25 protein-coding genes are annotated in these 25,103 nt (G+C 58.6%); 12 read left to right on the forward strand and 13 right to left on the reverse strand.

From position 1 onward, the window contains the following. Positions 1–10: 10 nt before the first annotated feature. Positions 11–1,342 carry a type IX secretion system plug protein gene (locus KQ661_RS10470; protein ID WP_216686379.1) on the reverse strand — a complete coding sequence of 444 codons (1,332 nt, stop codon included), beginning with the start codon at positions 1,340–1,342 and terminating at the stop codon, positions 11–13. Between the two features lie 160 nt (positions 1,343–1,502). Here KQ661_RS10470 and KQ661_RS10475 point away from each other — a divergent pair, with 160 nt between their 5' ends. Together KQ661_RS10475 and KQ661_RS10480 are read left to right on the forward strand one after the other, a co-directional pair. Continuing rightward, on the forward strand, positions 1,503–2,138 hold the full coding sequence (locus tag KQ661_RS10475; protein WP_216680567.1) for a carbonic anhydrase family protein: 636 nt from the start codon (positions 1,503–1,505) through the stop codon (positions 2,136–2,138). Positions 2,139–2,450: 312 nt separating this feature from the next. Continuing rightward, positions 2,451–3,062 (forward strand): FeoB-associated Cys-rich membrane protein, encoded by a 612-nt coding sequence (locus KQ661_RS10480; RefSeq protein WP_216680568.1) that lies wholly within the window; start codon positions 2,451–2,453, stop codon positions 3,060–3,062. 162 nt (positions 3,063–3,224) lie between these two features. Here the strand turns inward: KQ661_RS10480 and KQ661_RS10485 are convergent, their stop codons facing one another. Together KQ661_RS10485 and KQ661_RS10490 are read right to left on the reverse strand one after the other, a co-directional pair. Beyond that, on the reverse strand, positions 3,225–3,644 hold the full coding sequence (locus KQ661_RS10485) for a transposase family protein (RefSeq protein ID WP_216680677.1): 420 nt from the start codon (positions 3,642–3,644) through the stop codon (positions 3,225–3,227). Next, the gene (locus tag KQ661_RS10490) at positions 3,632–4,123 is read right to left on the reverse strand and encodes a transposase family protein (protein ID WP_216686216.1); all 492 of its coding nucleotides are present in this window, start codon (positions 4,121–4,123) and stop codon (positions 3,632–3,634) included. The genes KQ661_RS10485 and KQ661_RS10490 overlap by 13 nt, the downstream gene beginning before the upstream one ends. Positions 4,124–4,735: 612 nt before the next feature. Here KQ661_RS10490 and KQ661_RS10495 point away from each other — a divergent pair. After that, the gene (locus KQ661_RS10495) at positions 4,736–5,221 is read left to right on the forward strand and encodes a CIA30 family protein (protein ID WP_216680570.1); all 486 of its coding nucleotides are present in this window, start codon (positions 4,736–4,738) and stop codon (positions 5,219–5,221) included. A 266-nt stretch (positions 5,222–5,487) separates the two neighbouring features. On the opposite strand, the gene KQ661_RS10500 is transcribed toward KQ661_RS10495, so the two are convergent. Further along, complete coding sequence (locus tag KQ661_RS10500) at positions 5,488–7,398, reverse strand: ABC-F family ATP-binding cassette domain-containing protein (protein ID WP_216680571.1); 1,911 nt, start codon at positions 7,396–7,398, stop codon at positions 5,488–5,490. Between the two features lie 170 nt (positions 7,399–7,568). Between KQ661_RS10500 and KQ661_RS10505 the strand changes: the two genes are divergently transcribed. Then, on the forward strand, positions 7,569–8,597 hold the full coding sequence (locus tag KQ661_RS10505) for an SMP-30/gluconolactonase/LRE family protein (RefSeq protein WP_216686380.1): 1,029 nt from the start codon (positions 7,569–7,571) through the stop codon (positions 8,595–8,597). Between the two features lie 185 nt (positions 8,598–8,782). On the opposite strand, the gene KQ661_RS10510 is transcribed toward KQ661_RS10505, so the two are convergent. Further along, positions 8,783–11,380 carry an AsmA family protein gene (locus KQ661_RS10510; RefSeq protein WP_216686381.1) on the reverse strand — a complete coding sequence of 866 codons (2,598 nt, stop codon included), beginning with the start codon at positions 11,378–11,380 and terminating at the stop codon, positions 8,783–8,785. A gap of 207 nt (positions 11,381–11,587) precedes the next feature. Here KQ661_RS10510 and KQ661_RS10515 point away from each other — a divergent pair, with 207 nt between their 5' ends. Further along, entirely contained in the window at positions 11,588–12,139 is a 552-nt protein-coding gene (locus KQ661_RS10515) for a DUF1572 family protein (protein WP_216686382.1), read from the forward strand. Between the two features lie 110 nt (positions 12,140–12,249). Continuing rightward, positions 12,250–12,810: a 2'-5' RNA ligase family protein gene (locus KQ661_RS10520; RefSeq protein WP_216686383.1), complete on the forward strand. Its 561-nt coding sequence runs from the start codon at positions 12,250–12,252 to the stop codon at positions 12,808–12,810. A 149-nt stretch (positions 12,811–12,959) separates the two neighbouring features. Here KQ661_RS10520 and KQ661_RS10525 read toward each other — a convergent pair whose 3' ends face one another. The 4 genes from KQ661_RS10525 to KQ661_RS10540 all read right to left on the reverse strand — a co-directional run bounded on the left by KQ661_RS10525 (position 12,960) and on the right by KQ661_RS10540 (position 16,816). Further along, positions 12,960–13,592, reverse strand: coding sequence for a DNA-3-methyladenine glycosylase family protein (locus tag KQ661_RS10525; RefSeq protein ID WP_216686384.1), 633 nt, complete (start codon positions 13,590–13,592; stop codon positions 12,960–12,962). 21 nt (positions 13,593–13,613) lie between these two features. Further along, complete coding sequence (locus tag KQ661_RS10530) at positions 13,614–14,276, reverse strand: metallophosphoesterase (protein WP_216680578.1); 663 nt, start codon at positions 14,274–14,276, stop codon at positions 13,614–13,616. Between the two features lie 54 nt (positions 14,277–14,330). Further along, entirely contained in the window at positions 14,331–15,611 is a 1,281-nt protein-coding gene (locus tag KQ661_RS10535; RefSeq protein ID WP_216680579.1) for a cation:proton antiporter, read from the reverse strand. A 161-nt stretch (positions 15,612–15,772) separates the two neighbouring features. Continuing rightward, positions 15,773–16,816 (reverse strand): threonine aldolase family protein, encoded by a 1,044-nt coding sequence (locus tag KQ661_RS10540; RefSeq protein WP_216680580.1) that lies wholly within the window; start codon positions 16,814–16,816, stop codon positions 15,773–15,775. 262 nt (positions 16,817–17,078) lie between these two features. Between KQ661_RS10540 and KQ661_RS10545 the strand changes: the two genes are divergently transcribed. Continuing rightward, positions 17,079–17,384 carry a hypothetical protein gene (locus tag KQ661_RS10545; protein WP_216690827.1) on the forward strand — a complete coding sequence of 102 codons (306 nt, stop codon included), beginning with the start codon at positions 17,079–17,081 and terminating at the stop codon, positions 17,382–17,384. A 148-nt stretch (positions 17,385–17,532) separates the two neighbouring features. On the opposite strand, the gene KQ661_RS10550 is transcribed toward KQ661_RS10545, so the two are convergent. After that, on the reverse strand, positions 17,533–18,066 hold the full coding sequence (locus KQ661_RS10550; protein WP_216686385.1) for a metallophosphoesterase family protein: 534 nt from the start codon (positions 18,064–18,066) through the stop codon (positions 17,533–17,535). A gap of 139 nt (positions 18,067–18,205) precedes the next feature. On the opposite strand from KQ661_RS10550, the gene KQ661_RS10555 reads away from it, so the two are divergent. Both KQ661_RS10555 and KQ661_RS10560 read left to right on the forward strand, forming a co-directional pair. Further along, a complete protein-coding gene (locus tag KQ661_RS10555) occupies positions 18,206–18,907 on the forward strand; it encodes an NUDIX hydrolase (protein ID WP_216680582.1) in 702 nt (233 codons plus the stop codon). Between the two features lie 17 nt (positions 18,908–18,924). Beyond that, a complete protein-coding gene (locus KQ661_RS10560; protein ID WP_216680583.1) occupies positions 18,925–19,413 on the forward strand; it encodes a hypothetical protein in 489 nt (162 codons plus the stop codon). 8 nt (positions 19,414–19,421) lie between these two features. On the opposite strand, the gene coaD is transcribed toward KQ661_RS10560, so the two are convergent. The 3 genes from coaD to KQ661_RS10575 all read right to left on the reverse strand — a co-directional run bounded on the left by coaD (position 19,422) and on the right by KQ661_RS10575 (position 21,501). After that, a complete protein-coding gene (coaD, locus tag KQ661_RS10565) occupies positions 19,422–19,889 on the reverse strand; it encodes a pantetheine-phosphate adenylyltransferase (protein WP_216686386.1) in 468 nt (155 codons plus the stop codon). A 107-nt stretch (positions 19,890–19,996) separates the two neighbouring features. Then, positions 19,997–20,869 carry a DUF3822 family protein gene (locus KQ661_RS10570; protein ID WP_216680585.1) on the reverse strand — a complete coding sequence of 291 codons (873 nt, stop codon included), beginning with the start codon at positions 20,867–20,869 and terminating at the stop codon, positions 19,997–19,999. Positions 20,870–20,997: 128 nt separating this feature from the next. Continuing rightward, positions 20,998–21,501 (reverse strand): NUDIX domain-containing protein, encoded by a 504-nt coding sequence (locus tag KQ661_RS10575; RefSeq protein WP_216680586.1) that lies wholly within the window; start codon positions 21,499–21,501, stop codon positions 20,998–21,000. 234 nt (positions 21,502–21,735) lie between these two features. Between KQ661_RS10575 and KQ661_RS10580 the strand changes: the two genes are divergently transcribed. The 3 genes from KQ661_RS10580 (at position 21,736) to KQ661_RS10590 (ending at position 24,998) form a co-directional block, all read left to right on the forward strand. Further along, positions 21,736–22,179: a PaaI family thioesterase gene (locus tag KQ661_RS10580; RefSeq protein WP_216680587.1), complete on the forward strand. Its 444-nt coding sequence runs from the start codon at positions 21,736–21,738 to the stop codon at positions 22,177–22,179. A gap of 616 nt (positions 22,180–22,795) precedes the next feature. Next, positions 22,796–24,226 (forward strand): ATP-dependent DNA helicase, encoded by a 1,431-nt coding sequence (locus KQ661_RS10585; RefSeq protein WP_216690658.1) that lies wholly within the window; start codon positions 22,796–22,798, stop codon positions 24,224–24,226. A 109-nt stretch (positions 24,227–24,335) separates the two neighbouring features. Then, the gene (locus tag KQ661_RS10590) at positions 24,336–24,998 is read left to right on the forward strand and encodes a DUF4136 domain-containing protein (RefSeq protein WP_216686387.1); all 663 of its coding nucleotides are present in this window, start codon (positions 24,336–24,338) and stop codon (positions 24,996–24,998) included. The last annotated feature ends 105 nt before the right edge of the window (positions 24,999–25,103 follow it).

Raw genomic sequence — 25,103 nt, forward strand, 5'->3', positions numbered from 1 at the left:
GGCCGGCGGGCTACTGCCGGCTGTTCATATCCACGGCTTTGTAGCCGATAAGCAGGTCGGCGCGGGTGCCGGGCGGGCGGTAGTACACCAGCAGGTCGTACTGGTTTTCGGTTTCGTAGTGCGTGCCTTCGAAGTACACTTCGTTGGGGGCCTTGCCGGCGGCCCCGGCCACGGCAAAATCGTAGTTGTAGTAGCCTTGCTTAAGCAGGGCGTGGCCGGTGTAGAGCTGCTGCGCTTCGTCGTATTTCAGCTTGAACTCGTCCTTCAGCTGCCAGTCGGTGAGGGCACCAAACACGTAGACCGGGCCGGGCGCGGGCTGCGGGGCTTTTAGCTGAAACTGCACGTCGGCGTAGTCGGCGTTGGTGGCGCCGTTGCCGTATTCGCGGCTCTCGAACACGCGCTGGCCGTTGGAATCCACGTACTGGTTGTAGGCCGTCTGGCTGCGCGATACTTCGGGCTGCAGCTGCACCGTGGTCGCGGGCATGGCGCGCGGGTCTACGTGCAGCACGCCAATGCCCACCGTCTGGATGGAGCGGGTATCGAAATACCGGTACTCGCTGAGGCCGGGAAAGGCATTCTCGAAGTTGAAATACTGGTAGTCGAGGCGGCGCTCGGCGTCGCGCACGAAGGTGGGGCGCAGGTTGTACTTGGCGTTGTCCCAGCGGAAGTTCTGGCGCAGCACCACCTTCACTTCCACGGCGGGGTTCACCAAGTCCACGGTGCCGTAGCCAATACTGAAATCGAGCTGCTGCATGGTGAACCGCTCCTGCCCGCCGATGACGATGCCCGGGGCCAGGCCCACACTCACCTGGTTCTCATACACCAGCAGCCGGCGCGATACCACCGGTACACTACCCGCGCTTTGTACCACCAGCAGGTAGTTGCCGCTCAGCTTCACCTGCGGGGCGCGCAGCCGGTAGTGGAAATACGGCACCTTGGTACCCGTGCCCACCCGGTAATCGGTGATGAGAAACTCGTTGATTTCGCTCAGAAACTGCATGTCCGTGAGCACCGACGGCTGCCAGTCCACATCGCAGTGAATGAGCTTGGCGGTGAAGCGCTGGCTTTGCGGGCCTAACACGTCAAACTCCAGCACGATGCTCGGGCTCTGGCCCAGCGGCACCACCGGCGGCTGCAATACCTCGTTGGGCCGGCCCGTATTCACGTAGCACTGCACGCTGCGCACGTCGGGCGCGTAGGTGTAGTCCTGGTAGCGCAGGGTTTTATCGGCGTAGTATTCGGGCGGGCGCTGGGTGCCGGGCGCGGTGCTGGTGATGGGGGTGCCCAGCGGCACGCAGGCGGCGGCCAGCAGCAGGAGAGAGGCAAGGGGAAGAAAGCGCATGGCACGAAAGTACGGTTGCCTGCCCGCCAATGCCGGGCGCAACGACTGCGCAGCGTTATTTTACGTTACCAATAGGGCGGCCCTGGTGCCCAGCCGGTATTGCCGGCCGCACGCAGCCGTCGTTCACATGTCCTTTTTCCCATTCCAATTCCCCCGCCCCATGCGCGTACACACCCAGGAAACCCAAGCCAGCCTCACGCCCAAAACGTCGCTGCAGATTTTAAAAGAAGGCAACAGCCGATTCGTCAACAACCTGAAAGCCAACCGTAACCTACTGGAGCAGGCCGGCTATACCGCCGACGGCCAATTCCCATTCGCCGTTATCCTGAGCTGCATCGACAGTCGGACGTCGGCCGAGCTGATTTTTGACCAGGGCCTGGGCGATGTGTTCAGCGTGCGCGTGGCCGGTAACATCATCAACGAAGACATTCTGGGCAGCATGGAATTTGCTTGCAAGGTGGCCGGCTCGAAAATAATTGTGGTGCTGGGCCACACCAAATGCGGTGCCGTGAAGGGTGCCTGCGACCACGTGGAAATGGGCAACCTGACGGCCCTGCTCAATAAAATTCAGCCGGCCGTATTCAACGAGAAAACCGAAACCGAAGACCGCACTTCCGGCAATCCGGCCTTCGTGGAAAAAGTATCCCTGATAAACGTGAAACGCACGGTACAGGCCATCCTGGAGCGCAGCCCGATACTGAAAGAGATGATTGAAGCGGGCCAGGTCGGCATTGTGGGCGGCATGCACGACATTGCCACGGGCCAGGTGGCTTTTCTGGAAGACGAAGCGGCTTAGCGGCGCTGGCGGGGAGGTAGCCGACACGCACATCATGCCGGACCTGCTTGGCCATATATGTCAGCTTTAAAACCACCGAAATATATTCCCATGTTGCTCAACGAGCCTTACCAGCTTCCTGGCTCGATAGCCGGGGTCTGTAACCGGCGAGTTGCGGCAAGCCAGCTCATCTAGCCGGTATCCCGCAACTCACTTGCGTACTAAGGACGGATTGCCGCAACTTGCAATAGCTGCGAGTTGCGGCAATCCAAATGTTAGTGGCAAGGCTGACAGACGCAACACACGGACAGACAAATTCAAAATAAAAGAAGAATGAAAATAGTTTTTACAATAATTGGACTGATAGTTTTAGCAATAGTAATTTTTGCTGTTTACCGATTTATTACTGTTAAACGACAAAATAACAAACTTAATGCAGAACGCTTTGACAGATTAAAAGAGCTCTACGACAAACTCGAAAGTGGACAAGAAATTACTGAAAATGACGTTCTGCCTTTTGCAAAAAACATATTGACCAGACAAACAGCATTTCAACTTTTAGCTGACCACGACAAGACAAATCTTTTTCCGAAGGAATTCAATAATTTAATTTCAGGTGCTGAAAGTAATCTTGCAAATTGGTTAGAGTTTCCGACTGAACTTGATGCTTGTCCTGACGAAATTGAACATATTAAACGTGTAACTTTTGACTTTGACGGACAAAACAACTTTGTTCACTATGAAGTTTTCAAATGTCGAGTGAACGAGCCACATTGGTCTGCAAAAGACGGATGGTTTTTAGGTATAGTTGGACCATATTTTGACAACAGCAAACCTTACGACTTTCCTCACGCAACATTTAGTAGAATAAGTAGCACGTTGGACAAAGTTACACCAGAAGAAGAAGCAAAATGGGTTCACGACAATATATCAAACAGACAATGAAAAGAAGCCCAGCCACTAACAGGCGTTTGGCAAAAAAGCGGGTTCAGTGCTTAAATGAAGCTTTGTGCTTCGTATCAAGTTCAGTGCTGGCAGACAGTTTAGTGCTTCGAAATCCGCTTCTTCGCCAAGCGCCAAAACGTTAGACTTGTTGCGAGCTATTAATCACAGATTTAAGCTGAAATTCCACAAGCCCGCACACACTCCCAGCACGTCATTGTACAGGTTCAAATTATGCAAACGTAATCGGTCTTCCAAAATTCGATAACGTTTCAATCCGCCAATGCTATGCTCTACGGTAATTCGTTCACTTGCTTGTTTTGTATTTATTTCTCGTTGTTCATCGGTGAGTTCTTTCCCTTTCGGCTTTTTGATAGGAATAAAAACTTTCCGGCAAACGTAGTCTTTCGCGAAGCCCAAAAACCCCAGGTCCAACCGCACCTTGAACTTTTTAAACCACTCTTTATCAACTGGTAAAATGCTTTTTAGCACACTGTAGTCGTGGTGTCTTCCGCCGTAACAACGGCTGATAAAACCAATCCAGCGAATGGTCGTTGAAATAACTATCTCTTTTACGGCGTGTATTTTTTTTTACCGCTATAGTAGTCTTTTTGCATCTCTTTATTTCCTGGTCGTTGCTTGCGTTGCTCTGTTCCATCGACCAATAACGTCTCGTGTTCCTGAAAATAGGCTTCAAATTCGGCCACTGTCGCAAATTCCCGCTTTGGCGCATGCCCGGTTTGCTCCAGCGCTTCTTGGAGCACCGTAATGCCTAATTCCTGGTTGCGTTTCGCGTTGGAACCGTCCATCCCACTGACCAATCCCAACAAATCATACGTCAAGTTTGCTTTGAAGCTGAATAGGGTGAAAAGCAGTAATTCTTCTTCTGTTTTAAGGGCTACTTCATACGGCGCAAAAGCCCCACGTTCAATCATATCTGTTCCATTTAACCGAAAATACGCCTGCTTAAAATGCGCCAAAAGCTGCGCAAAACGCTCCGCCGTGAGTCCCGTGGCAGCACGCCATTTACGCGAAGTAGTGAGGTTTTTTACGGAAAAGTTCATGTTCTAAATTTAAGTACAGTTTGTCGAAAATTCCGCACTTCACTCACTTCGCAACAAGTCTATTGTTTCCGGACTTTCATACGACCCAATGACTGAAGCAGATGAATTGGTTCACTTTTCGTATGACATTGACAACAAAATTTTGACTGGCGGAAGTTACAATAGATACGAAACAGTGAAAAAGCCTTGGTGGAAAATGTGGTGACAGACAAGGGTATGCACATAACATTGGTATTGCTGCAAGTGGGGCTGGACGTTGAAACTTCGGCTGTTTGCATCGCTGTACTTTAGTTCGGGCAGACGAATATCTATTTGGCTTTTTGTTGTTAACTTCAACTTTATATTTTCAATTGGGCAGCGGTTCCGGGCTGGACGTTCAATGAATTCCCCACCTGCAGCAATACCTGTTCGTCGTCGGGCAGCCTAAAAACGAGACAGGAAAAGAAACGGGAAAAAGAGATGATGAAAATGCTATGGAAATACTGAGTGACCAGATAATACGACCAACTAGCTTTGTAATAGACTCGTTGAATTTTGTTAGTGGTTTCAAAAAATAAAAAAATGAAATACTTAATAATTTTACTCGTACTCGGCTTATCCGCTAATTCAAATATGAAACATATTTATAATTTTTCAACTCAATCGAACATCAAGGAATGGCGTATTGTCAACGATGGTGTGATGGGTGGTATATCAAAGAGTTCATTTGTGCTTACCGATGCAGGACATGGACAATTTTCAGGTCACGTTTCATTGGCGAACAACGGAGGATTTGCCTCGACTCAACTGAACACAACAATCAAACTAGCAGAAGAAAAGACATTTGTTGTTTTGCGGGTAAAAGGCGATGGTAAGAATTATGAGTTTCGTTTGAAGGGCAGTATTTCGCAGTCTGAGTCTTATGTGCACCAATTTAGCACTTCAGGAGAATGGGAAAACATTAAGTTAGAAATCAGGGAATTTTACCCGCAGTATCGAGGGCGCAAAATGAACATCCCGAATTTTAATTTTGCAAGCATCGAACAATTGAGTTTTTTGATTGCCAACAAGCAAGACGAAGACTTCAAATTATTGATTGATTGGATAGGCTTGGAGTAAATTCAAAGTTACCAGCGACTATTTTGGACGAGCGTAAAACATACAGCAGACAAGAAGGCCGACCCGATAACACTGGTTTGGCAAAAGTGGCGGTTCAGTGCTCCGCAGACACATTTGTGGTTAATCAAAGTTTGGTTCTCCGCATCAACATTTGTGGTGAAAATCGCCACCTTCGCCAAGCCCGAAACCGTCGTCGTTGCCATTAAAAAAGCCTCTCCTGAAGCAATTGCTTCTGGAGAGGCTTTTATTTTTAAGCGGCTATGCGACTATACTTCCGCCAGCATTTCCCACCGGTCATTCAACTGGGCCAGCTCCTTTTTCACCTGCTCGAATTTCATTGTCGCGTCTTTCAGCTGCGATGAGTTTTCGTAGATTTTCGGGTCGGCGAGCTGCTTTTCGTAGCCGGCTAGTTCTTTTTCCAGCGTATCGATTTTGGCTTCTACTTCGGCCAGTTCTTTCAGCGCCTTTTTCTGGTCGGGCGAGGACGTTTTAGCGGGAGCAGACTCGGATTTTTTGTCCTCCTTATGCTGCGGCTTGGGGGCCGAGGGGCTGGGCAGGCCGGCTTTCTTGGCGGCCTTCTCGCGGTCTTCCTGCCAGGTTTCGTACTCGGCGTAGGTGCCGGGGTACTCTTTCAGCTGAAAATCCTCGATGTACCAGATTTTAGTAGCCACGTTCTCCACGAAGAACCGGTCGTGACTAATCACGATGAACGTGCCCTGGTACTGCTCCAGGGCCTGAATCAGGATGTTTACCGACACCATATCCAGGTGGTTGGTCGGTTCATCAAGCAGCAGGAAGTTGGCTTCTGAAATCAGGGTTTTGGCCAGGGCCACGCGGCTTTTCTCGCCACCGCTGAGGACTTTGATTTTCTTGAAAACCTCCTCGCCCGTGAATAGGAACGAGCCCAGTACCGAGCGCAACTCCATGTCGTTGCGCTTCGAGCCGGCCTCGCTCATCTCCTGCAAAATTTCGTTGTCGAGCGTCAGCGACTCCAGCTGGTGCTGGGCGTAGAACGACATAATCACGTTGTGGCCCAGCTGGTGCTTGCCGTTGGTGGGCGCTTCGGTGCCGGCCACGAGGCGCATAAGCGTCGATTTGCCCTTGCCGTTGGCGCCAATCAGCGCGATTTTGTCGCCCCGCTCGATGTGCACATTCGTGTCGCGGAAAATCAGCTTCTGGTCGTACTTCTTCGTCACGTGCTCCATGCGCAGAATGTGCCGGCCGGGCTCCACCTTGAAGGTGAACTTCATGTTGATTTTGGCGGCGTCCTGGGCCACGTCCTCAATGCGCTCCAGCTTGTCGAGGGCTTTCACGCGGCTTTGGGCCTGCTTGGCCTTGCTGGCCTTGGCCTTAAAGCGCTCAATGAACTTCTCAGCCTGCCGAATCTGGGCCTGCTGGTTATCAAAAGCACCTTTCTGAATGAGGTTGCGCTCCACCTTTTCTTCGAGGTAGTAGCTGTAGTTGCCGGCGTAGGGCACCAGCTTGCCGCTAATCACCTCCACCGTGGTGTTGGTGGTGCGGTCGAGAAAGGCCCGGTCGTGGCTCACGATGATGACGGCGCCCTCGTAGTCGGCCAGGTAGTTCTCAATCCACTTAATGGAGGGCAGGTCCAAGTGGTTGGTGGGTTCGTCGAGCAGCAGCAGCGAGGGCTGCTGGAGCAGGATTTTGGCCAGCATCACGCGCATGCGCCAGCCGCCCGAAAAGGATTTGAGCGGCTTGGTCAGCTCCTCGGTCGTGAAGCCCAGGCCTTCGAGAATTTCCTCAGCGCGGGCCTGCATGGTGTAGCCGCCCAGCGCCTCAAACCGCTCCTGCATGGTGGCCAGCTTGTCGATGAGGTCGTCGGAATAATCGGTTTCGAACAGCACCAGAATGTCGTCGATTTTCTGCTGCAGCTCCAGGGCTTCGGCAAAAGCCTGCATGGCTACGTGCAGAATGCTTTCGTGCGTGTCGTAGCTCAGCAGGTCCTGGTTCAGGAAGCCCAGGCTCACGTCCTTGGCCATCGAAATCGAGCCGCCATCGGCCTTGTACTCGCCCACCAACAGGCGCAGTAGCGTCGATTTGCCGGTGCCATTGAGGCCGATAAGGCCAATTTTGTCCTTGGGCTTAATGTGCAGGCTGGCGTTATCGTACAGCGCACGGGAGCCAAAGTGGAAGTCGAGGTCGGAAATGGAAATCATCTAGTCAGCGGTATTGAGGGGCAAAGGTACGGCGCACGGTTGGGCTTGGCGTCAGGCCCCGGCCGGTGGCCGCCTTTCAAAACCAAAATACCCAGCCGTTGGTATTACCCATGTTCCTACACGGGTGCGGCCTGTTTCGTGCCTTTTATACATCCCCCATTCTCATGACTATGTTTTCCCTTCAAGTTCCGGCGGCCTCGTCCCGTCGCCTGGTGCCGGCTGCCGTGCTCGGCCTACTGCTGCTTGGTAGCTGTTCCAAAGACAAAGAGCCCGACGTAGTAACGCCCGCGGCCCCCGCCGTTGTCACCTTCACCCAGGCCGGTCTTTACCCCGAGGGCGTGCAGTACGACGCCGCTAACACCCGCTTCCTGGTCACGTCTCTCACCACCGGCCGCGTGGGCCAGGTGAAGGACGACGGCACCTACAGCACCGCTTTCCCCGACGACCCCAAGCTGGTGTCGGCCATTGGCCTGTACCTCGACGAGCCCCGCAACCGCGTACTGGCGGCCATTTCGGACCCCGGTGCCAATGCGGCCCGCAGCACCGCTACCACCCAGGGCAAGCTGGCCCGCCTGGCCATCTTCAACCGCAGCGCCCCCACGGCCGCCCCCACGATAGTAGAACTCGGTACTCTGCGCCCGGCCCTGGCGCACTTTGCCAACGACATCGCCGTCGATGCCCAGGGCAACGCCTACGTCACCGACAGCTTCTCCAACCTGATTTACAAAGTGGACCCGCAGAATAATGCCACCGTGTTTCTGGAAGACGCGGCCCGCTTGGGCACCCCGGCCGCCGGTGCGTTCGGCTTCAACGGCATCGTGGTGCACCCCGACGGGTACCTGCTGGTGGCCAAGTCCGACAACGGCGTGATTTATAAAGTGCCGCTCACCAACCCAGCCGGTTACGTGCCGGTGGCCACCACCCAAAACCTGATGGCCGCCGATGGCCTGCTGCTGCAAGATAATAACACCCTGCAGGTGGTGAGTAATGCCCAGGCCAAGGTGTTTCGCCTGGCCACCACCAACAACTTTGGGGCGGCCACGCTCTCGGGCACCTTCGCCACCAAGGCCGAATTCCCGACCACGCTCACCCAGCGCGCCGGCAACAGCTACGTGCTCTATGCCAACCTCGACGCGCTGTTTTCGGGCCGCATGCCGGCCGTCAGCCAGTACAGCATCAACCGTGTGACGTTCCAGTAGCCTCTCTACTGGTTTCGAGCCAAAAAGGGCTGCTTTCCAATTGGAAAGCAGCCCTTTTTCACGTGAACTAAAGAATGCGGCTCAATGGCAGCGCCCGGGTAATTATCCGATGGAGCGGTGCCTAAAAGGGCTCATTTGGGCAGCGGCGCTTCGTCCTTGCTCTCGCTCAGCTTCTGGGCGATTTTTTAGGGCACGCCCACGTTGTTGAACAGGCCGCTTACCACGCCCTGCCGCCAGAGGGCGAACACCGAAAAGCGCGGCTCGCGGGTGCTTTTCATCTCGCCGGTTACCAGCTTGCCGCGCTTGCGCGGGTTCTGGTCCCGAATTACCACGACGTTGACGGCTTTGGAGATAACGCGCTTGATAAGGGTTTTCTTTGCTTCTTCGTTCTTGTAGCCAAGCAGTTCCATCTGCAAGCCCGAATACTCGGCCCACATGGTGCCCGTGGTGCCCTGGCGGTCTGCCCGCATATCGAACCGAATACGCTGCGCCTTGCCGCTCTTGAATCCGACCAGCTTGGTGGGCACGGTCATGGAGTTGAGCATGGCAAACGGGCCGGGGCCGAACGCGCCCCAGATGCGGTGCCGGCCCTTGGGGTCGAGCAAATACATGGATACCTGGGCATCGAGCCGGCACTGGTTCTGGAGGTAGGTGCTGGCCTTGCCGGTGAGGGGCCGGGCGGCGGTCTGGTGCCGGCGGTCGTTGCTCAGGTTATAGAACGTGCCGTTGAAGCGGTTGATGTTCATGGTGCCGGTGAGGGGCGTGAGCGGGTTGCGGTAGGTCGAGTACAGGTTGCCATTCACAAGGTCGAGCCGGGGCACGTCGATGATTACGGGGAGGTTGAGCATCTCCTCGGGCGATATCTTAGAGCGGTTCGGGTTGATAGGCCCCCGGCCGTCGGAGGCGATGGTGACGACAGGGCTTTGCACGGTGACGCGCTTCAGGCGGAAATCGCCGTGCTCAACCAGGCCTTTGAAAGCGAGTCCGGCCAGGGTCAGGGCCTTCAATTTGATGGTAACGGCCGGGGCCTGGTAGCCCTTGTGCAGGTTCATGCCGATGGGCGAGAACTGGGGCTTCAAGAGCATGTCGCTGAATACCAGTTGCTGGGCATTGGTGTCGAGGTGCACATGCGCGCTGCTGGCCTGGTAAAAGGGCGGGTCGAAGGGTGCCGACAGCTGGCCGGTGTTCAGCAGCCATGCGCGGGCGTAGGCTATGCGGCCCGGGTCGGCATTGGCCGCCGAGTCGATGCGGATGGCAGTGGCCGTCACGTTCAGGTCGCGTACCTGGGGGGCATGCCGCCAGCGGCCGAAAAGCAGCTCGCCGTGGTTCACCCGCACCACGGCCAAATCGGAGCGGCGCAGGTATTTCGACAGCAATTTCCAGAAGGGCGGGGGCGGCTGCACGGGCGGTGTGAAGTGAAGGTTGGGCCGGTCCAGGACCAGGCTTTGGGCCTGAAAGTGCTTTTGTTGAAGGGCTTTCGCATCGAGCCCGGCTAGTGCCAGGCTGGGCAGCACCAGGTCGACGCGCAGGCCACCGGGCTTGCCCTGCCCCGGCGCGGGCGGCCGAATCCGCACCGAGCGCAGCGTAAACGTGCCCGCCGAAGTCGACAGCTGCAGGCTACCCAGCGCCAGCGCATGCGCCGCCACGGTGGCCTGGCTGCGGCCCAGCGCCGCTTCCCAGGCTTTGGCGAAGAAAATGCGTTGCGCGTTGGGCGCGTTCACCGAGTCGAAATGAATGGCCGTACCCGCCACTTCCAAGCCGTGGATAATGGGGTTGGCCGCCGCGCCCTGCACCCGCACGTAGCCGCCGCGCACGTCCAGGTGGGCCAAATCCAGACTTTTGAGATAATCCGTCGCCGACTTCGAATTTCCCGCCGAGCTGTTGGCCGGTAAAACGGCCGTTACCTGCGGTTGCTGAATCAGCAGCGAATCGGCCCGGAACCGGTGCTGGTGCTGCAAGGCCGCCGCCTGCAGCCCCGTGAGGCGCAGGCGCGGCAGCAGCAAATCGACGCGGGGCTGGTCGGTACGGGCGGCCTCCAGCGGCTGCACGCGCCCGGAATCGAGCTGAATCAGGTGGTCGGCGGTGGCAATGGTGAGCCCGGCCACGGCCAGCTGGTGGCCGGCTGCCTGTCCTTGCGCATGCTGAAGTAGGAGATTCCAGCCAATGGCGTAGCCCAGGCGCTGCGAATCGGCCGCGCCGGCCGCGCTGATGAGCAGGTTTTGGGCGCTCAAATCGGCGCGTCGGAAGCGGGCCGTGGGCTGGGCCTGCGCCCCGCTGGGCTGGTAGTTGGCGCGGGTGTGCAGCAGGCCGAAGTAGCGGATATCCAGTCCTTTAAGCTTAAGCGGTAATTGCTCGTACAGCGGCTTTCCGGCGTTTTTGGTGGGTTTTCGGGCCAAAGCCAGTACCTCAATCCGGGCCGAGTCCAGCACCACGCTATCAATGGGCACCACACCTTTGCGCAGCAGCGCCAGCAGGCCGATGCCCGTAACATTGAGCTGCGCTGCGTCGAGTTGCACGCGGGGCAGCGTATCGGCCACGGTAGCGGCTGGGCGCAGGCGCAGGCCACTTAGCCGGATGGCGCGCTGCCACAGGCTGGTGTGCAGTGCGCCCACTTGCAGGCGGTACTGGCCGTGGGTTTGGATGGTCACCTGCTGTTCCAGCTTGCGGCGCAGCCAGGGGTCGAGCAGCTGCTGCACCACCAGGGTGATTCCCAGCAGCACGATTGCCGCGCCCAGCAGCCACCAGACCCAACGGCGGGACCGGGGCGTGGGCGCTTCCGACACGGGGAGCGCGGAGAGCGGCGGAAGGGCCGTTGGTTTCTCTGATTCAAACACGACTGGAGGCGGAAAGCGGGTAACGCAAATGGACCCGGTCAGGGTTGTGCTTTGACGCATTAAGTCGATAAAAAGGCCCGGTTTGCCGACCGGCCTGCTGGTTGAAAATGCCAGCTGGACAGTTGCCACTTCGGTCATATTCATTACTTTTAGCCTATGCCTACCCCATCTTCCGCCTATGCCCTGGGCGCGGCCCTGCTGGCTACCTTCTGCCACAATTTTCAGCAGTATAAAACCCTGGCCGACCGTGCCCTGGTCCAGCTCAGCGATGCTGAGTGGGGGCAGCAGCCCGCGCCGGGCAGCAACAGCGCGGTCGTTATCGTGCAGCACATGGCGGGCAACCTGCGCTCCCGCTTTACCGATTTTCTGACCACCGACGGCGAAAAGCCGACCCGCCAGCGCGACCAGGAGTTTGAGGAGCCCCGCGACGTGGCCGACATCCCAGCGCTGCGGCAGGAGTGGGAAGCCGCGTGGCGCATCCTGTTCAATTTGCTGAACGAGCTCCAGCACGGTGTGCGCATCGTCACCATTCGGGGCGAGGCGCACACCGTGCTGGAGGTCGTGCAGCGGCAGGTGGCCCACTACGCCTCCCATGCCGGGCAGCTGGTGCAGCTGGCCAAAATCATTCGGGGCGAGGGTTTTCAGTCCCTGAGCATCCCGCGCGGGCAGAGCCGGCAGTTCAATCAAACCATGCAAAACCGTAAATAAGCCTTCCCGTGCATCTACTTGGCCGTACTCCCGTAAGCAGTGAGCCGATATTTCAGCCCGATTTCCAATCCGGCTGCCCCGCCGAAAACACCGATTGGCCCCCGCCCCATATGCTCGCCATCACCACGCTGCTCAGCCCGCCCCACGCCGCCCGCATCAACCGCATCATCAAGCGGCTCGAAAAGAAATTCGGCATCGACGACGTGCAGGCCACTCCCGACCCGCACCTGACCTACCAGCTGGCCGGCGTGCACAAGCTCTCGGCCCTGAAGAAAGTGCTGGCCGACGTGGCCGCCACCACCGAGCCCTTTCCGGCCTTCACGACCGGTCTGGGCGTGTTTCCGGGCGAGCGGCCGGTCATCTACATCCCGGTGCTGCGCTCCGACGCCCTCAATGCCCTGCACCACCGCATCATCGAGGCTACCGCGCCGCTGTGCCTGCGCACCGACAAGTTCAGCGGCCCCGACTGCTGGCTGCCGCACATCTCCCTGGCCCTGCACGACACCACTCCCGACCTGCTGGGTCCGGTGCTGAGCTTCCTCAACGAGGAAACCTACAACCTGAAAATCGAGATAAATAACATTGCCATTCTGCGGCAGCAGGGCGAGTTTTTTCTGCAGGAAGAAGCGTTTGAGCTGGGCGCAAAAGTTGCGGTGGCAGCAGCGAAGTAGTATTCATAAATGCCATATTATCAGCTCATCATGCAGAGTGCAGCGAAGCATCTTTACCGCAGAAAGTAATCCAGTCGAAGGGATTAGTGACTGCGGGCAAGATGCTTCGCTGCGCTCTGCATGACGTTCTTCTTGATTCACTAAATCCCCTATACAGAAGGCGGAATCTGCGTGTCGTTATCCAGGCTCTGCCACAGGTACTTGCAGGCCAGGGAGCGGTAGGGCCGCCATGGCTCGGCAATGACAAGCATGCGCTTTTGGAGGGCGCGGCCGGTTTCCTCCAGGCCGTAGTGTCGGCGCATGGCGTTCTGCACGCCCAGGTCGCCCTCGGCAAACACGTCGGGCTGGTCGAGGGCGAACATTTGCAGCATTTGCGCCGTCCAGCGGCCCACGCCTTTGATGGCGGTAAGGTGCTGGGTGAAGGCATCTTCCGACAGGCTGGTGAGGTGCTCGTAGTCGAGCAGGCCGCGCTCATTGTACTCAGCAATGGCTTTGAGGTAGCCGGCTTTTTGGCGCGAGAGGCCGGCGGCGCGCAGCTCGTCTTCGCTCAGGGCCAGCACTTCGCGCGGCTCGGGGTAGCCCTCGGGCGGAAACAGGGCCTGGAAGCGCTTCCAGATGGCGGCGGTGGCTTTGGTCGAAATCTGCTGGCTCACGATGGCGCGCAGCAGGGCCAGGTACAGGTCTTCGTGGGGGCGCGGGTGAATGGCGCGGCCCGTGGCAATGACGGCCCCCAAAATCGGGTCGGCGGCCGAAAGGTGTTCGATGGCGGCTTGGTTGAGCATCTGGTAGGGCGTGAGGTGGGCTTAGTCCGGCAGGTCGGCGGGGTCAACGGGAATCATCACAATAGCAAGCACTTCGCCAGTGGGGGAGAGGCGCAGGCCCGTGAGGTTGCGCCCGAATACCGCCCCGGTATCGATGTACATCGTGTGGGATTCGGGGTCATGCAGGGGCTCACCGTCATCCATGGGGGTGTGGCCCACCACTTGCAGCTGCGGCAGCCGCCGAAGCGGCCCGCGCCGCCACAGAATGCCATCGGGGTTGTCGCGGTCCATGGCCACGGCCAGCGGGAAATCGGCTAGGCCGGCGTGGCTCACCAGCACATGGTCGTTTTGCCACAGCAGCTGGCGCTGTTCGAGCCAGGGCAGGTGCCGGGCCAGTAGCTTGGGCTTTAGCTTGTATTGGTCGGCGGTGCTGCGGCCGCCCCAGTTCAGCCAGGCGGGGTAGGGGCCCTGGGGGCCAAAGTGGTGCAGCAGGCAAAGCTCGTGGTTGCCCATCAGGAAAGTGGTCGACTCGGGGTACTGCTCACTCAGCTGGCGGGCCAGCTCCACGGTTTCGGGGGTGCGGGTGCCCCGGTCCACCAAATCGCCCACCTGAATGAGGTGCTCGGTGGCCGGGTTCCAGTGTTTCAGCAGGTTGCTGAAGGTGCGGAAGCAGCCGTGCACGTCGCCGATGATGAATAGATTCATGGCTCAGAAAACAGTGAGAAGGCAGCGGAAAGGTCCCTTGAAATGAAACGTGCGTCAGGCATGCTTTTCTACTTCTTCCGGCTGTGGCTGCGCCACGCCCAGCCAGCGCACCAGCGGCCCGATGGTAAGGCCCTGGCCGATAATCGAAAACACCACCACCACGTAGGTGATGCCCACCAGCAGCTCGCGCGGCATGCTGGCGGGCAGGCTCAGGGCCAGCGCCACGGCCAGCCCGCCCCGCAGCCCGCCCCAGGTGAGCACAATGGTGCCGTGGTCGGAAACCTTAAACGTGGACCGGATGCGCAGCAGTCCCAGCGGCAGGGCCACCGCCACCATGCGGGCCACCAGCACAACGCCAATGGCCGCTACCCCCGCCAGCACCGTGCGCCCGGGAATGTGCAGCACCAGCACCTCCAGCCCCATCAGCACAAACAGCAGCGCGTTCAGCACTTCATCAATGAGCTCCCAGAACTTGTCCACGTAGTTTTGCGACTCATTCGAGAGCACCCCGCCGGTGCGGCTGAAATGGCCCACCAGCAAGCCGGCCATTACCATGGCCAGCGGCCCCGAAGTATGCAGCCGCGTGGCCAGGGCCGTGCCGCCGGCCACCAGCGCCAGCGTGATGAGCACTTCCACCTGGTAGTTGTCGATGGTGCGCAGTAGCCAGCCCGTGCCCAGCCCCAGCATGGTGCCCAGCACCAGCCCGCCCACCGTTTCGCGCAGAAAGATGCCGAGGGCGTGGCTCAGCGTGACATCGCCGGGGCCCAGCAAGGCCACTTCCAGCGTTACCACAAACAGCACCACGCCCACGCCGTCGTTGAACAGCGACTCCCCCACAATCTTGGTTTCCAGGGCTTTCGGGATATTGGCTTTGGTCAGAATGCTAAGCACGGCCACCGGGTCGGTGGGCGAAATAAGGGCCCCGAACAGCAGGCAATAGATAAACGGCGTGGGAAGCCCAAACCACGGCAGCATCAGGTACATGGCCCCGGCCACGATGCCCGTACTCAGCGGCGTGCCCACCAGTGCCAGTATGCCCACCGGCCAGCGCAGCCGCCCCAGGCTGCGGGTATCAACGTGAATGGCCCCCGCAAACAGCAGGAACCCCAGCATTACCTGCATTACGATGGTGCTGAAATCCAGCTTGTTCACCAGGTTCGCGAATTTCAGCACGGGTTTTACGTCGAACCGTGCCAGCCCCACCAGCGCCAGCGATGCCACCAGCCCAAGCACCATCAGGCCGATGGCGGTCGGCATTTTCAAAAAACGCAGGTTGACGTAGGCAAAGGCGGCAGCTAAAACGAGCAGAAGCGCAAGGGCGGTGTATAGGTCCAAGGTAATGGGGTGAGGGTAGGCAACAAAGAAAAAGGACCGTCATGCTGAGCTTGTCGAAGCATCGCTACCGCGCAATGCAATCCAATCCAATCGCAAGGATTTACTGTTGCGGTAGCGATGCTTCGACAGGCTCAGCATGACGGTCGCACAAAACCAAGGTTCTACGATATTTCCGCCAGGGCGGCCTCAATGCGCGCCACCATGGCGTCGTCCACGTCGAGGTGCGTCACAAAGCGAATCCACTGCGGCCCGAAGCTGCTGGCCCGGATGCCCTGTGCTTCCAGCGCGGCCAGGAAACCGGCGGCGGGCTGGGTGTCGTGCAGGCGGAAAATGACGAGGTTGGTTTCCGGGTTCAGCACCTCGGCCACGTAGGGCTGCAGGCGTAGCGTGGCCGCCAGCCGGGCGGCGCGGCGATGGTCATCGGCCAAGCGGTCAACATTATTTTCCAGCGCATACAGGCCGGCGGCCGCCAGGTAGCCGGCCTGCCGCCACCCGCCGCCCATCACCTTGCGGATGCGCTTGCACTTCTGGATAAATGCCTTCGAGCCCAGCAATACCGAGCCCACCGGCGCGCCCAGGCCTTTGCTCAAACACACCGAGATAGAGTCGAAAATTTGTCCATAATCTTCGCTGCGCTGCCCGGTAGCCACCAGTGCGTTGAAAATGCGAGCCCCGTCTAGGTGCCGCGCAAGCCCATGCTGCTTCGCCACCTCGCTGATGGCCGCCATATCGTCCCAGCTATAGCAACTGCCACCGCCCCGGTTGTGCGTGTTCTCCAGGCATACGAGGCGAGTAGTGGGGTAATGCACGTTTTCGGGCCGGATGGCGGCTTCCACCTGCGCGGCCGTGAGGCGGCCCCGGTCGCCGGGCAGCAGCGCCACCGATGCGGCGGAGTGGAAAGCGATACCGCCCACTTCCCACAGGTAAACGTGGGCCGTCTGCTCGCAGATAACCTCGCTCAGCGGCTCGGTGTGGGCCTTAATGGCAATCTGGTTGGTCATCGTGCCCGAGGGGCAAAACAGGCCGGCTTCCAGCCCGAAGCGGGCAGCGGCGGCTTCTTCGAGGCGGCGCACGGTGGGGTCTTCCTCATACACATCGTCGCCCACGGGCGCGGCCCACATGGCCGCCAGCATGGCAGGCGTGGGGCGGGTCACGGTATCGGAGCGCAAATCAACCAGGGGTAGTTGGGGGTTTTCAGCAGGCATAAGATGGGAACAATAGTAGGGAGCGAATGGAAACCGACGCGGCAAAAGCCGCCCGCAAAGCCTCTGCGCCGCAAACCAGCGCTAAGCTCCCCGGGCCGGGCAAAGCCGCCGGGGCAAAAGTAGCGCCCGAAACCCGGGGACTATCCATTGTCTGAATACGCAGTAATTCAGCAAAATGCCTCATGGGCTTGCACTTTCAAAATGAAAGCCCTACTTTTGCCCTCCGTTTCGTAAGCCCCTAGACTTTAACCAATCCGGCACCATGTCCGTTACCCGCCTCAAGCGCAAGCACCGCAAGAACATTGCCCGCGCCAACAATAAGAAGAGCATTATCAAGGAGTTGCTCCGCACGCCCGTCCTGAAAAACGTGGACCTGGAAGAGCTGAAGTCGCGCTTCACCACTCCTGGTGCCGCCGCTCCCGCTGCTACAGCTCCCGCCGCCAAGGCTGCTAAAACCACCGAAGCCGCCGACAACGCCGCCGCTTTCGACACAGCTGATGCCGTGACCAAGCCGGTGAACGCCGACGGTCAGGAAGGTGAGCACCCCAAGCCTGAGATTGCGCTGTAAGTAACTTTTCGCTGGCCATTGGGCACAGGCCGAAGCAATTCGGCCGGTTGCCCCGGGCAGCCCAAAAAATCGACAAGCCCCGTTTCCTGTTTTACAGGTCGCGGGGCTTGTTGGCTTTGCCACGGGTGTCGGCTCTCACGTTGCCATGCTACGCTGCGTTCTCTTCACAGTGGGAACCGGAGCTGCCGCGCTTGCCCAGCTCCACGGCCTGCAAATCCACCACCTTGCCCGCCTCAATGCCAAAGCGCAGCAGCGTGCGAACCTGGTGGAAGCCGTGCCGGCCGGCCGCGCCGGGGTTCAGGTGCAGCAGGTGCCGCCGGGGGTCGGGCATTACCCGCAGAATGTGCGAGTGCCCGGTGATGAACAGCCCCGGCCGCGTGCTGTCGAGCAGGGGCCGGGCAGCAGGGGCGTAGTGCCCGGGGTAGCCGCCAATGTGGGTAATTAAAACCCGCAGCCCCTCAAGCTCAAAGTCTTGAACCAGGGGTTGGGACCTTCGCACGTCCGTGCCGTCGATATTGCCGTACACGCCCCGGAAGCGCGGCGCTAAGGCCTCCAATTCGTCCACCACGCGGGAATCGCCGAAATCGCCGGCGTGCCATATTTCGTCGCAGTCGCGCAGATGATGCGCAATTCGCTCGTCGAGGTAGCCGTGGGTGTCGGAAAGCAGGCCAATACGTGTCATGCCGCAAATATGGGGGCACCCGGCGAATCAGTCCGGCCCCGTATCTTGCAGCTGCTGCCATCGACCAGACTCCTAATTCTTATTCCTGACTTCGGCGGCTTGCTTTGGCCCGACGTCTTTTCTCAATCCGCTTCCTCCGATGAACATTTTCATCAACGATATTCCGCTGGTTATCAAGAAACTCAGCGAAAAAGTGTACAAGCACAAGTTTGACCTCATTCTCAGCCCCGACGACGACTTTACGTCCAAGGACCTGGTGGGCGATGTGCTGGTGCGCGACGCCGGTCCGCTGTTTGTCGACCGCCTGCTGCGCCTGATGGAAGTGAAGAAGCTGAAAAAGCTGAAATCGCTGACCATGCTGGTCAAAAAGAAGAAATTCATCACCCTGCACTTCAAAGACCAGTTCAAAATTGCCAAGGCTGGCGGCGGGCTGGTGGTGAAAGGCGACCAGGTGCTGATGATTTATCGTCTCGGCAAATGGGACCTGCCCAAGGGCAAGCTCAAGAGCGATGAGGACCAGGCCGCTGGCGCCCTGCGCGAAGTGGAAGAGGAAACGAACATTAAGCTGGAGCTCGGTGAGGAATTGCCCAGTACCTGGCACAGCTACGCCTACAAAGGCAACAAGATGCTGAAGAAAACCAGCTGGTTCCTCATGAAGTGCCTCGATGACAGCCTGATGAAGCCCCAGACCGAGGAGTACATCGAGGAAGTGCGTTGGATGTCGCCGCAGGAAGCCCTGACCAAGCTGGAAGATTCGTACGCCTCCATTGCGCTGGTGGTGCGCCACTACCTCAGCAACATGGCCGGCAAGCCCACCAAAGAGCCGGCAACGGGTAAATAACCGTACCTTGCCGGGCGATGCAGTGGTCTCAGATACTTTTGGGTGGTGTGCTGATGGTTGGGATGGGGGCCTGCTCGGGCGCTCATGAGTCCAACCATGACCGTGCCGTAACCGCCGTTGCCACGGCGGCCCTGCAACTGCCGCAAGTGGATGTGCCTGGCCTGCTGCCGCTTACTATTGATGGGATAAGCCGGCAGCTGGGGCGGGGCCTGCCGGTGCCGGATGCCTTGCTGGACCCTACGCGGGCACCTTCAATCCATACCAATGAGCAGCCCGACTCGACCCTGCTGTTTCAGCACCGGGGCCTGGCCATTGTGGTTGCCTATGATGCCCACACGCGCCAGGTGAACGAGCTGATGCTGATGGGCAGCAACGAGAACGAACTGATGGCCCGTAGCGGCCTGCAGCTCAGCTCAGCCGAATACTTGGTGCTGCCATTTTTTCAGCACCAGCACCCCACGCGGTTTATGGGCCTGCGGGTGCTGGCGCTGGCCCTCAGCCAGTAGCTGCCGCTCTAGTGCGCCAGGGGCGGCATCGGAAAAGGCAGGAAAGCATCCACATTGCCCCCAAAACGGTGAATGTCGCGAATAATGGTGCTGCTGATGGCTCCAAGCGTGGGCGAGGTCAGGAGGAATACCGTTTCCAGCCTGGCATTGATGTGCTGGTTGCCGTAGGCGATGGGCTTTTCATACTCGAAATCGGGACTGTTGCGCAGGCCACGCAGCAGGAAAGCCGCCCCAGTTTCCCGGGCAAACTCGGCCGTGAGGCCTTTAAAAGTGCGCACCGATACCCGGGGCTCGTCCTCAAAAAGCCCGGCAATCAACCCCTGCATCTGCTCAACGGGCAGGTAGCGCTGCTTACTGCTGTTGGTACCGATGGCAATAATGATGTGGTCGAACAGCGCCATCCCGCGTTGCACAATGTCGAGGTGGCCGTTGGTGAACGGGTCGAAGGAACCAGGAAAAAGGGCGGTGCGGGGCATTTATGGGGAGTTAGGAGTTAGGAGTTATGAGTTAAGAGGCAGGAATTATCAGTTCTGAATCGACGCGATGACAACTCATAACTCCTGCCTCTTAACTCATAACTCCACTATGCGAAGTGCAGGCTGAATAGGTCGAAATAGCGGTATTCGAACACATCATTGAGACGGTAGCTGTACTCCACGTTGCCGGGGCGGGGGCCGAAATGCACGTTGCGCACATAGGTGCGCAGCAGGCTGAACACGGCTGAATCGGGCATGAGCTCACCCCATACGGTCACGTCGTCCTGGTCGGGGTCGAGGGCCAGCTCCTGCATCACGAGGATGGTGTAGTACACCACGTCCTCGGCGGTGGTGCACGGGAACACGTTGCAGTACTCCAGGTGCTGGCCCAGCACGACCAGCGTGAGCTCCTGCGGGCCGGGGTTGAGATACAGGCGGCGGGGAGATGCCGCGCCGCGCTGGTGCACCAGGCCGGCCAGCAGCGCGCTGGTGTGGTGCAGCAGCCGGCCGGTGGCCCCGTACGTGGCCGTGAGCCACTCGGCCAGGGCCGCGTCGGCGGCAAACACGTTCACCAGCTCCAGGCCAGGATGAGTGGTGTGGCGCACTACTTCGGTGGGCGTGGGGGTGTGGTGCAGGCGCAGGGCGGCGGCCTCGTCGCCGGCCCGGAATAGGGGAGACGGTAGCAGCGTAAATGCCCGGCCCGTGACGGCCAGCCGCACGGCGTTCCAGCCCCGCAGGCCCAGGAAATCGTGCTGGGCGGCCAGGGCGGGCACGCCGCCGCCGGGCAGCTGATAATCTTCCAGTACTACGAATTTGCGCCGTTCCACATCGGCCACGGCCAGGTGCAGGCGGGCCGGGCTGGCCAGCAGGTACAGGTTGTAAGCCCCCAGGTTGGTGGGGTCGAAGGTTTCGTCGCGCAGACGCAACAGGGGAGGCAATACAGCCGCCGACGCGGAATAAGCAGAAGTAGGAGCAGGCACGAATCGAAGCTAAACAGGCCAACGGCCGGGGCTAAAGATAAGGCCGCGCCTGGGGAAGCCGCTAAAAATACCGCGAGCCGGGCCGGCAGATTGCCGCCTCAAATCCTGCGCTGGTGGCCGGGTACGGCTCAGACGAAGCGTATCTGGGGTACAAACAGGTCGTCGGGGCTGAGCACCATGCGTAGCAGCGGGTGCACCTGGGCCGGGGGCACCTGCAGCAGCTGCCGGGGCGTAAACCATTGCAGCTCGGTAAGGAGCTGGCGGTCGGCGGCGTGCTCGGGGTCGTGGCCCAGCGTGGGTTGGGCGTCGGCATCGGCCACCACTTCAAAGAACAGCTCCAGGGCCTGCAGCTTGTCGGTGCTGAATTCGTGCAGGTGCAAAAAGCGCCCCACGCGCACCGTCAGGCCGGTTTCTTCCCGGAACTCCCGCACTAGCGCTTCTTTCAGGCTCTCGCCAAACTGCCAGCCCCCGCCCGGCGGCGACCAGAACGGCGCATCCTTCGGCAGCAGGCCCCGGTGGGCCGCCAGCAGCATCCCCCCGCCGCGCAGCAACAGCCCGCCCACCCGTACCCGCACTTTGCCGGAATATGCCTGAAGTAAATTGTCGGGGGAAATATTTGGCGAATCGAGCATAGCTTGGTGGAAAGAGTGGAAGGGCCGCAGGTGGTCAGGCAGCAGCGTTGTACGGCAAACGGCCCTAAAACGACATTGTTTTACTAATAAAATCTGAGGCGAGGTAAGGAGTTGTTATCGAGTAGCTTATGCGCCGGCCTGGGCCGGCTGCTGCGCTGGGCTGGAGGCCTTGGCGCCGGCCAATTGTTGCGCCCCGAGGTGCGGGGGGCCTGCGCAAGCCAGTACCTTTGGCCCATGAATTCCGAAACTAACCTTCCCGCTCCTGCTACTTCTACCGACCTCGAAACCCGTATCCGGCGCAAGCTGCTGGGGCAGGGCTTCATGCACCTCATTGGGGCCGACCTGACGGTTATCACCCCCGGCCGCGTCGAAGCCGAGCTTACCATCGCCAGCCAGCATTTGCAGCAGCACGGCTTCACGCACGGTGGTCTCATTGCCACGCTGGCCGATTTGGTAGCCGGCTTCGCCGCCGTAACGCTGGTGCCCGAGGGCGTGGGGGTGGTCACCTCCGATTTGAAAATCTCCTACCTGCACCCCGGCGTGGGGCAGCGACTCCGCGCTATTGGCTGGGTGCTGAAACCCGGTCGCCGCCTGCACTTCTGCGAGGCCGAAGTGTGGTGCGATGAGTTGATGATTGCCAAAGCCAGCGCCACGATGGCGGTGATTGAGCCGCAGTAATTTGCTCAGAAAATGGAAAATGCGGGTAAGAAGTATTTCGCCTATCATGTCCGCTGGCAACATCGGGAGGGGTTTCTACTATGGATGGACCTCCCGGAACCGGGAAGGGAATCACTCTGGACCGATGCCCAAAAAAAAGTGCCCATTTTCGAGACGTATCAGCAGCTAAATTCCTTTGCACTCGGTTTAAATAAACAGTTGCAGAAGCAGGAAGCTTAGCTAACTAATCTTGATGCAATAGTCGCATGGTTGGTAAGTGGTGCTGAGCAGCCAGTGGGGGAATATTTGAGTGTCTGGAATTTGTTCGATGATTTGAGTGCCGGCGTTCAGAAGCTATTCGTGGGCAATGAGCACAACTCGGCGCGAAACCGGGTTTTTGACTTGCTTTACGCCCAAAGTGGGCCATACCTCAATTCAGATATGGAATTGCCTTGGCGCGTAAATGGTCCGGTACAATGGTAACCGGCAGACCTGAATACCTTGCGCCACATCCTAGCACAAGGGCTTGAATTATGGCAGCAAAGCACTTTTTGGCAAGAGAAGGCTTAAAACACCAAAAAGAATTTGCCCCAGCACATGCTGGCAATCGATAATTAATTGCTGAAAAACTGTGTCATTGCTCTCCCTCCGCACCCCGTCCGTTCGCGACTATTTCCCTTACGAGCCCACCGACGACCAAGCTCTACTCTTCGCCCAGCTCGATGCGTTTTTGCGCGACCAGCTGCCGGGCCGTAAGGTGTTTGTGCTGCGCGGCTACGCGGGCACCGGCAAAACCACCGTGGTGAGCGCCCTGGTGCAGTGGCTGCACAAAATGCAGCGCAAATACACCCTGATGGCTCCTACGGGCCGGGCGGCGAAGGTGATGGCCGGCTACGCGGGCGTGGCCGCCAGCACCATCCATAAAAAGATTTACCGCCAAACCAGCGGCTCGCCCTCCGAGCGGCTCAACTTCCAGCGCCAGCCCAACCGCGCCGAGCAGACGCTGTACATCGTGGACGAAGCCTCGATGATTTCGGACGAGAAAGCCTTCGGCGAGAATGGCTTGCTGGATGATTTGATGGGCTTCGTATTCGAGAAAACCAGTAATAAGCTCCTCGTTATCGGCGATACGGCGCAGCTGCCGCCGGTGGGCCAGCTCCTGAGCCCGGCCCTCGACCCGGAGCTGCTGGCCCACCGCTTCCGCGCCGACGTGGGCACCGTGGAGCTACGCCAGGTGATGCGCCAGGCCCAGGAATCGGGTATTCTGGTAAATGCCACCGAGCTGCGCGAGGAGCTGCGTGAGCAAGCGCCTAATATCCAGCTGCATACCAAGGGATTCCGCGATATTTTCAAGATGGGCGGCGACAAGCTGGAGGACGGCCTGCGCTGGGCCTACCGCCAGTACGGCCACGAAAACACCACCATCATCTGCCGTTCCAACCGCAATGCCAACCAGTACAACCAGCTTATTCGCAGGGCGTTGTTTGATGCCGAGGAGGAGATTGAGGGCGGCGACTACCTCATGGTGGTGCGCAATAACTACTACTGGCTGCCCAAGGAGTCAGAAATCGGCTTTCTGGCCAACGGTGATTTCCTCGAAATCAGGAAGGTAATTCGGCGGGAAGAGGTGTACGGCTTCCATTTTGCCCAGGCCCTGGTGCGGCTCGTGGATTATCCCGACGAGCCCGAAATTGAAGTCAAGCTGCTGCTCGACACGCTGCATACCGAGAGCCCGGCCCTGCCCTCCGATCGCAACAATGCCCTGTACCTGGCCGTGAGCGAGGATTATGCCCACCTCAAAACCAAGGCCGAGCGCTACAAGGAAATGCGCAAGGACCCCTACCTCAACGCCCTGCAAATCAAATTTGCCTACGCCCTGACGTGCCATAAGGCGCAGGGCGGGCAGTGGCAGGCCGTGTTTGTGGACCACGGCTTTTTGAAGCCCGATGAGCCGCTGGCGGGCGAATTTGCGCGCTGGCTCTACACGGCCATCACGCGGGCATCGGAGCGGCTGTTTCTGCTCAATTTTCAGCAGAAGCTAATCAGCGACCCGGTGGAGGAGGAGTAGGGGCGATTTGGAATATTCTCGTTGGAGAATGGGTATTTGCAACCGAAAAAGCTACCTTGCGGTGTTTCTTTTTTCACATTTTTCTACAAATCCCATTCATTCGTTTCCCATGAAACACTTTTCCTTAGCAGTACTATTGGTGCTGTTTGCTACCCTGCTGGCTCCGGCCCAAACGCGCGAAATTTATACCAATCCTAAATTTCGGGAGTTGGCCAAAGAACACAAAACCTTGGCGGTATTGCCTTTCAGCACTACGCTACAGCTGCGGCCGGCCGAGGTGAAGAAAAATGGCGGTGCCGAAGGGGTGCGGGCGTTGGAAGAGCGCGAGGGCCGGGGGGTACAAAGCGCCCTGCAATCGTATTTTCTCAAGCAGAAAGCTGACAAAGACATGGATGTTGATGTGCAGGACGTGGCCAGAACTAACGCATTGCTGGCTAAAAATGGTGTAACTTCCGATAAGCTGGCCACCATGACGATGGAAGAGGTTGCTCAAATGCTGGGCGTAGATGGCGTGATTTCGGGCACCTTCGAAAGCAGCCAGCCCATGTCGGGCGGGGCTGCGGTGGCCATGCTGATGGTGGGCGGCTTTTCGGGGCCTACCAACACGGGCAAGCTGGCCATCAGCATCAACGACGGCAAGAGCGGCGAGCTGTTGTGGAAATACGACAAAAGCCTTTCGCGTGGGTTTGGGTCGGATACCAACTCTATCATTACCACTATTATGCGCAAGGCTTCGCGGCAATTTCCTTATTCCAAAGAATTTAAAGGGTAGCCAATTGGTTAAAAGGGCGTTCACCAGGGCTTCAGGTGATGGAGGCTAGTTTGGCCGAAAATTTGTTAGGCTCCGCCTGCCTGATATGCGGCCTCATTGGCCCCG

Origin of the sequence: Hymenobacter siberiensis, assembly GCF_018967845.1 — a bacterium.
GTDB classification, from domain to species: Bacteria; Bacteroidota; Bacteroidia; order Cytophagales; family Hymenobacteraceae; genus Hymenobacter; species Hymenobacter siberiensis.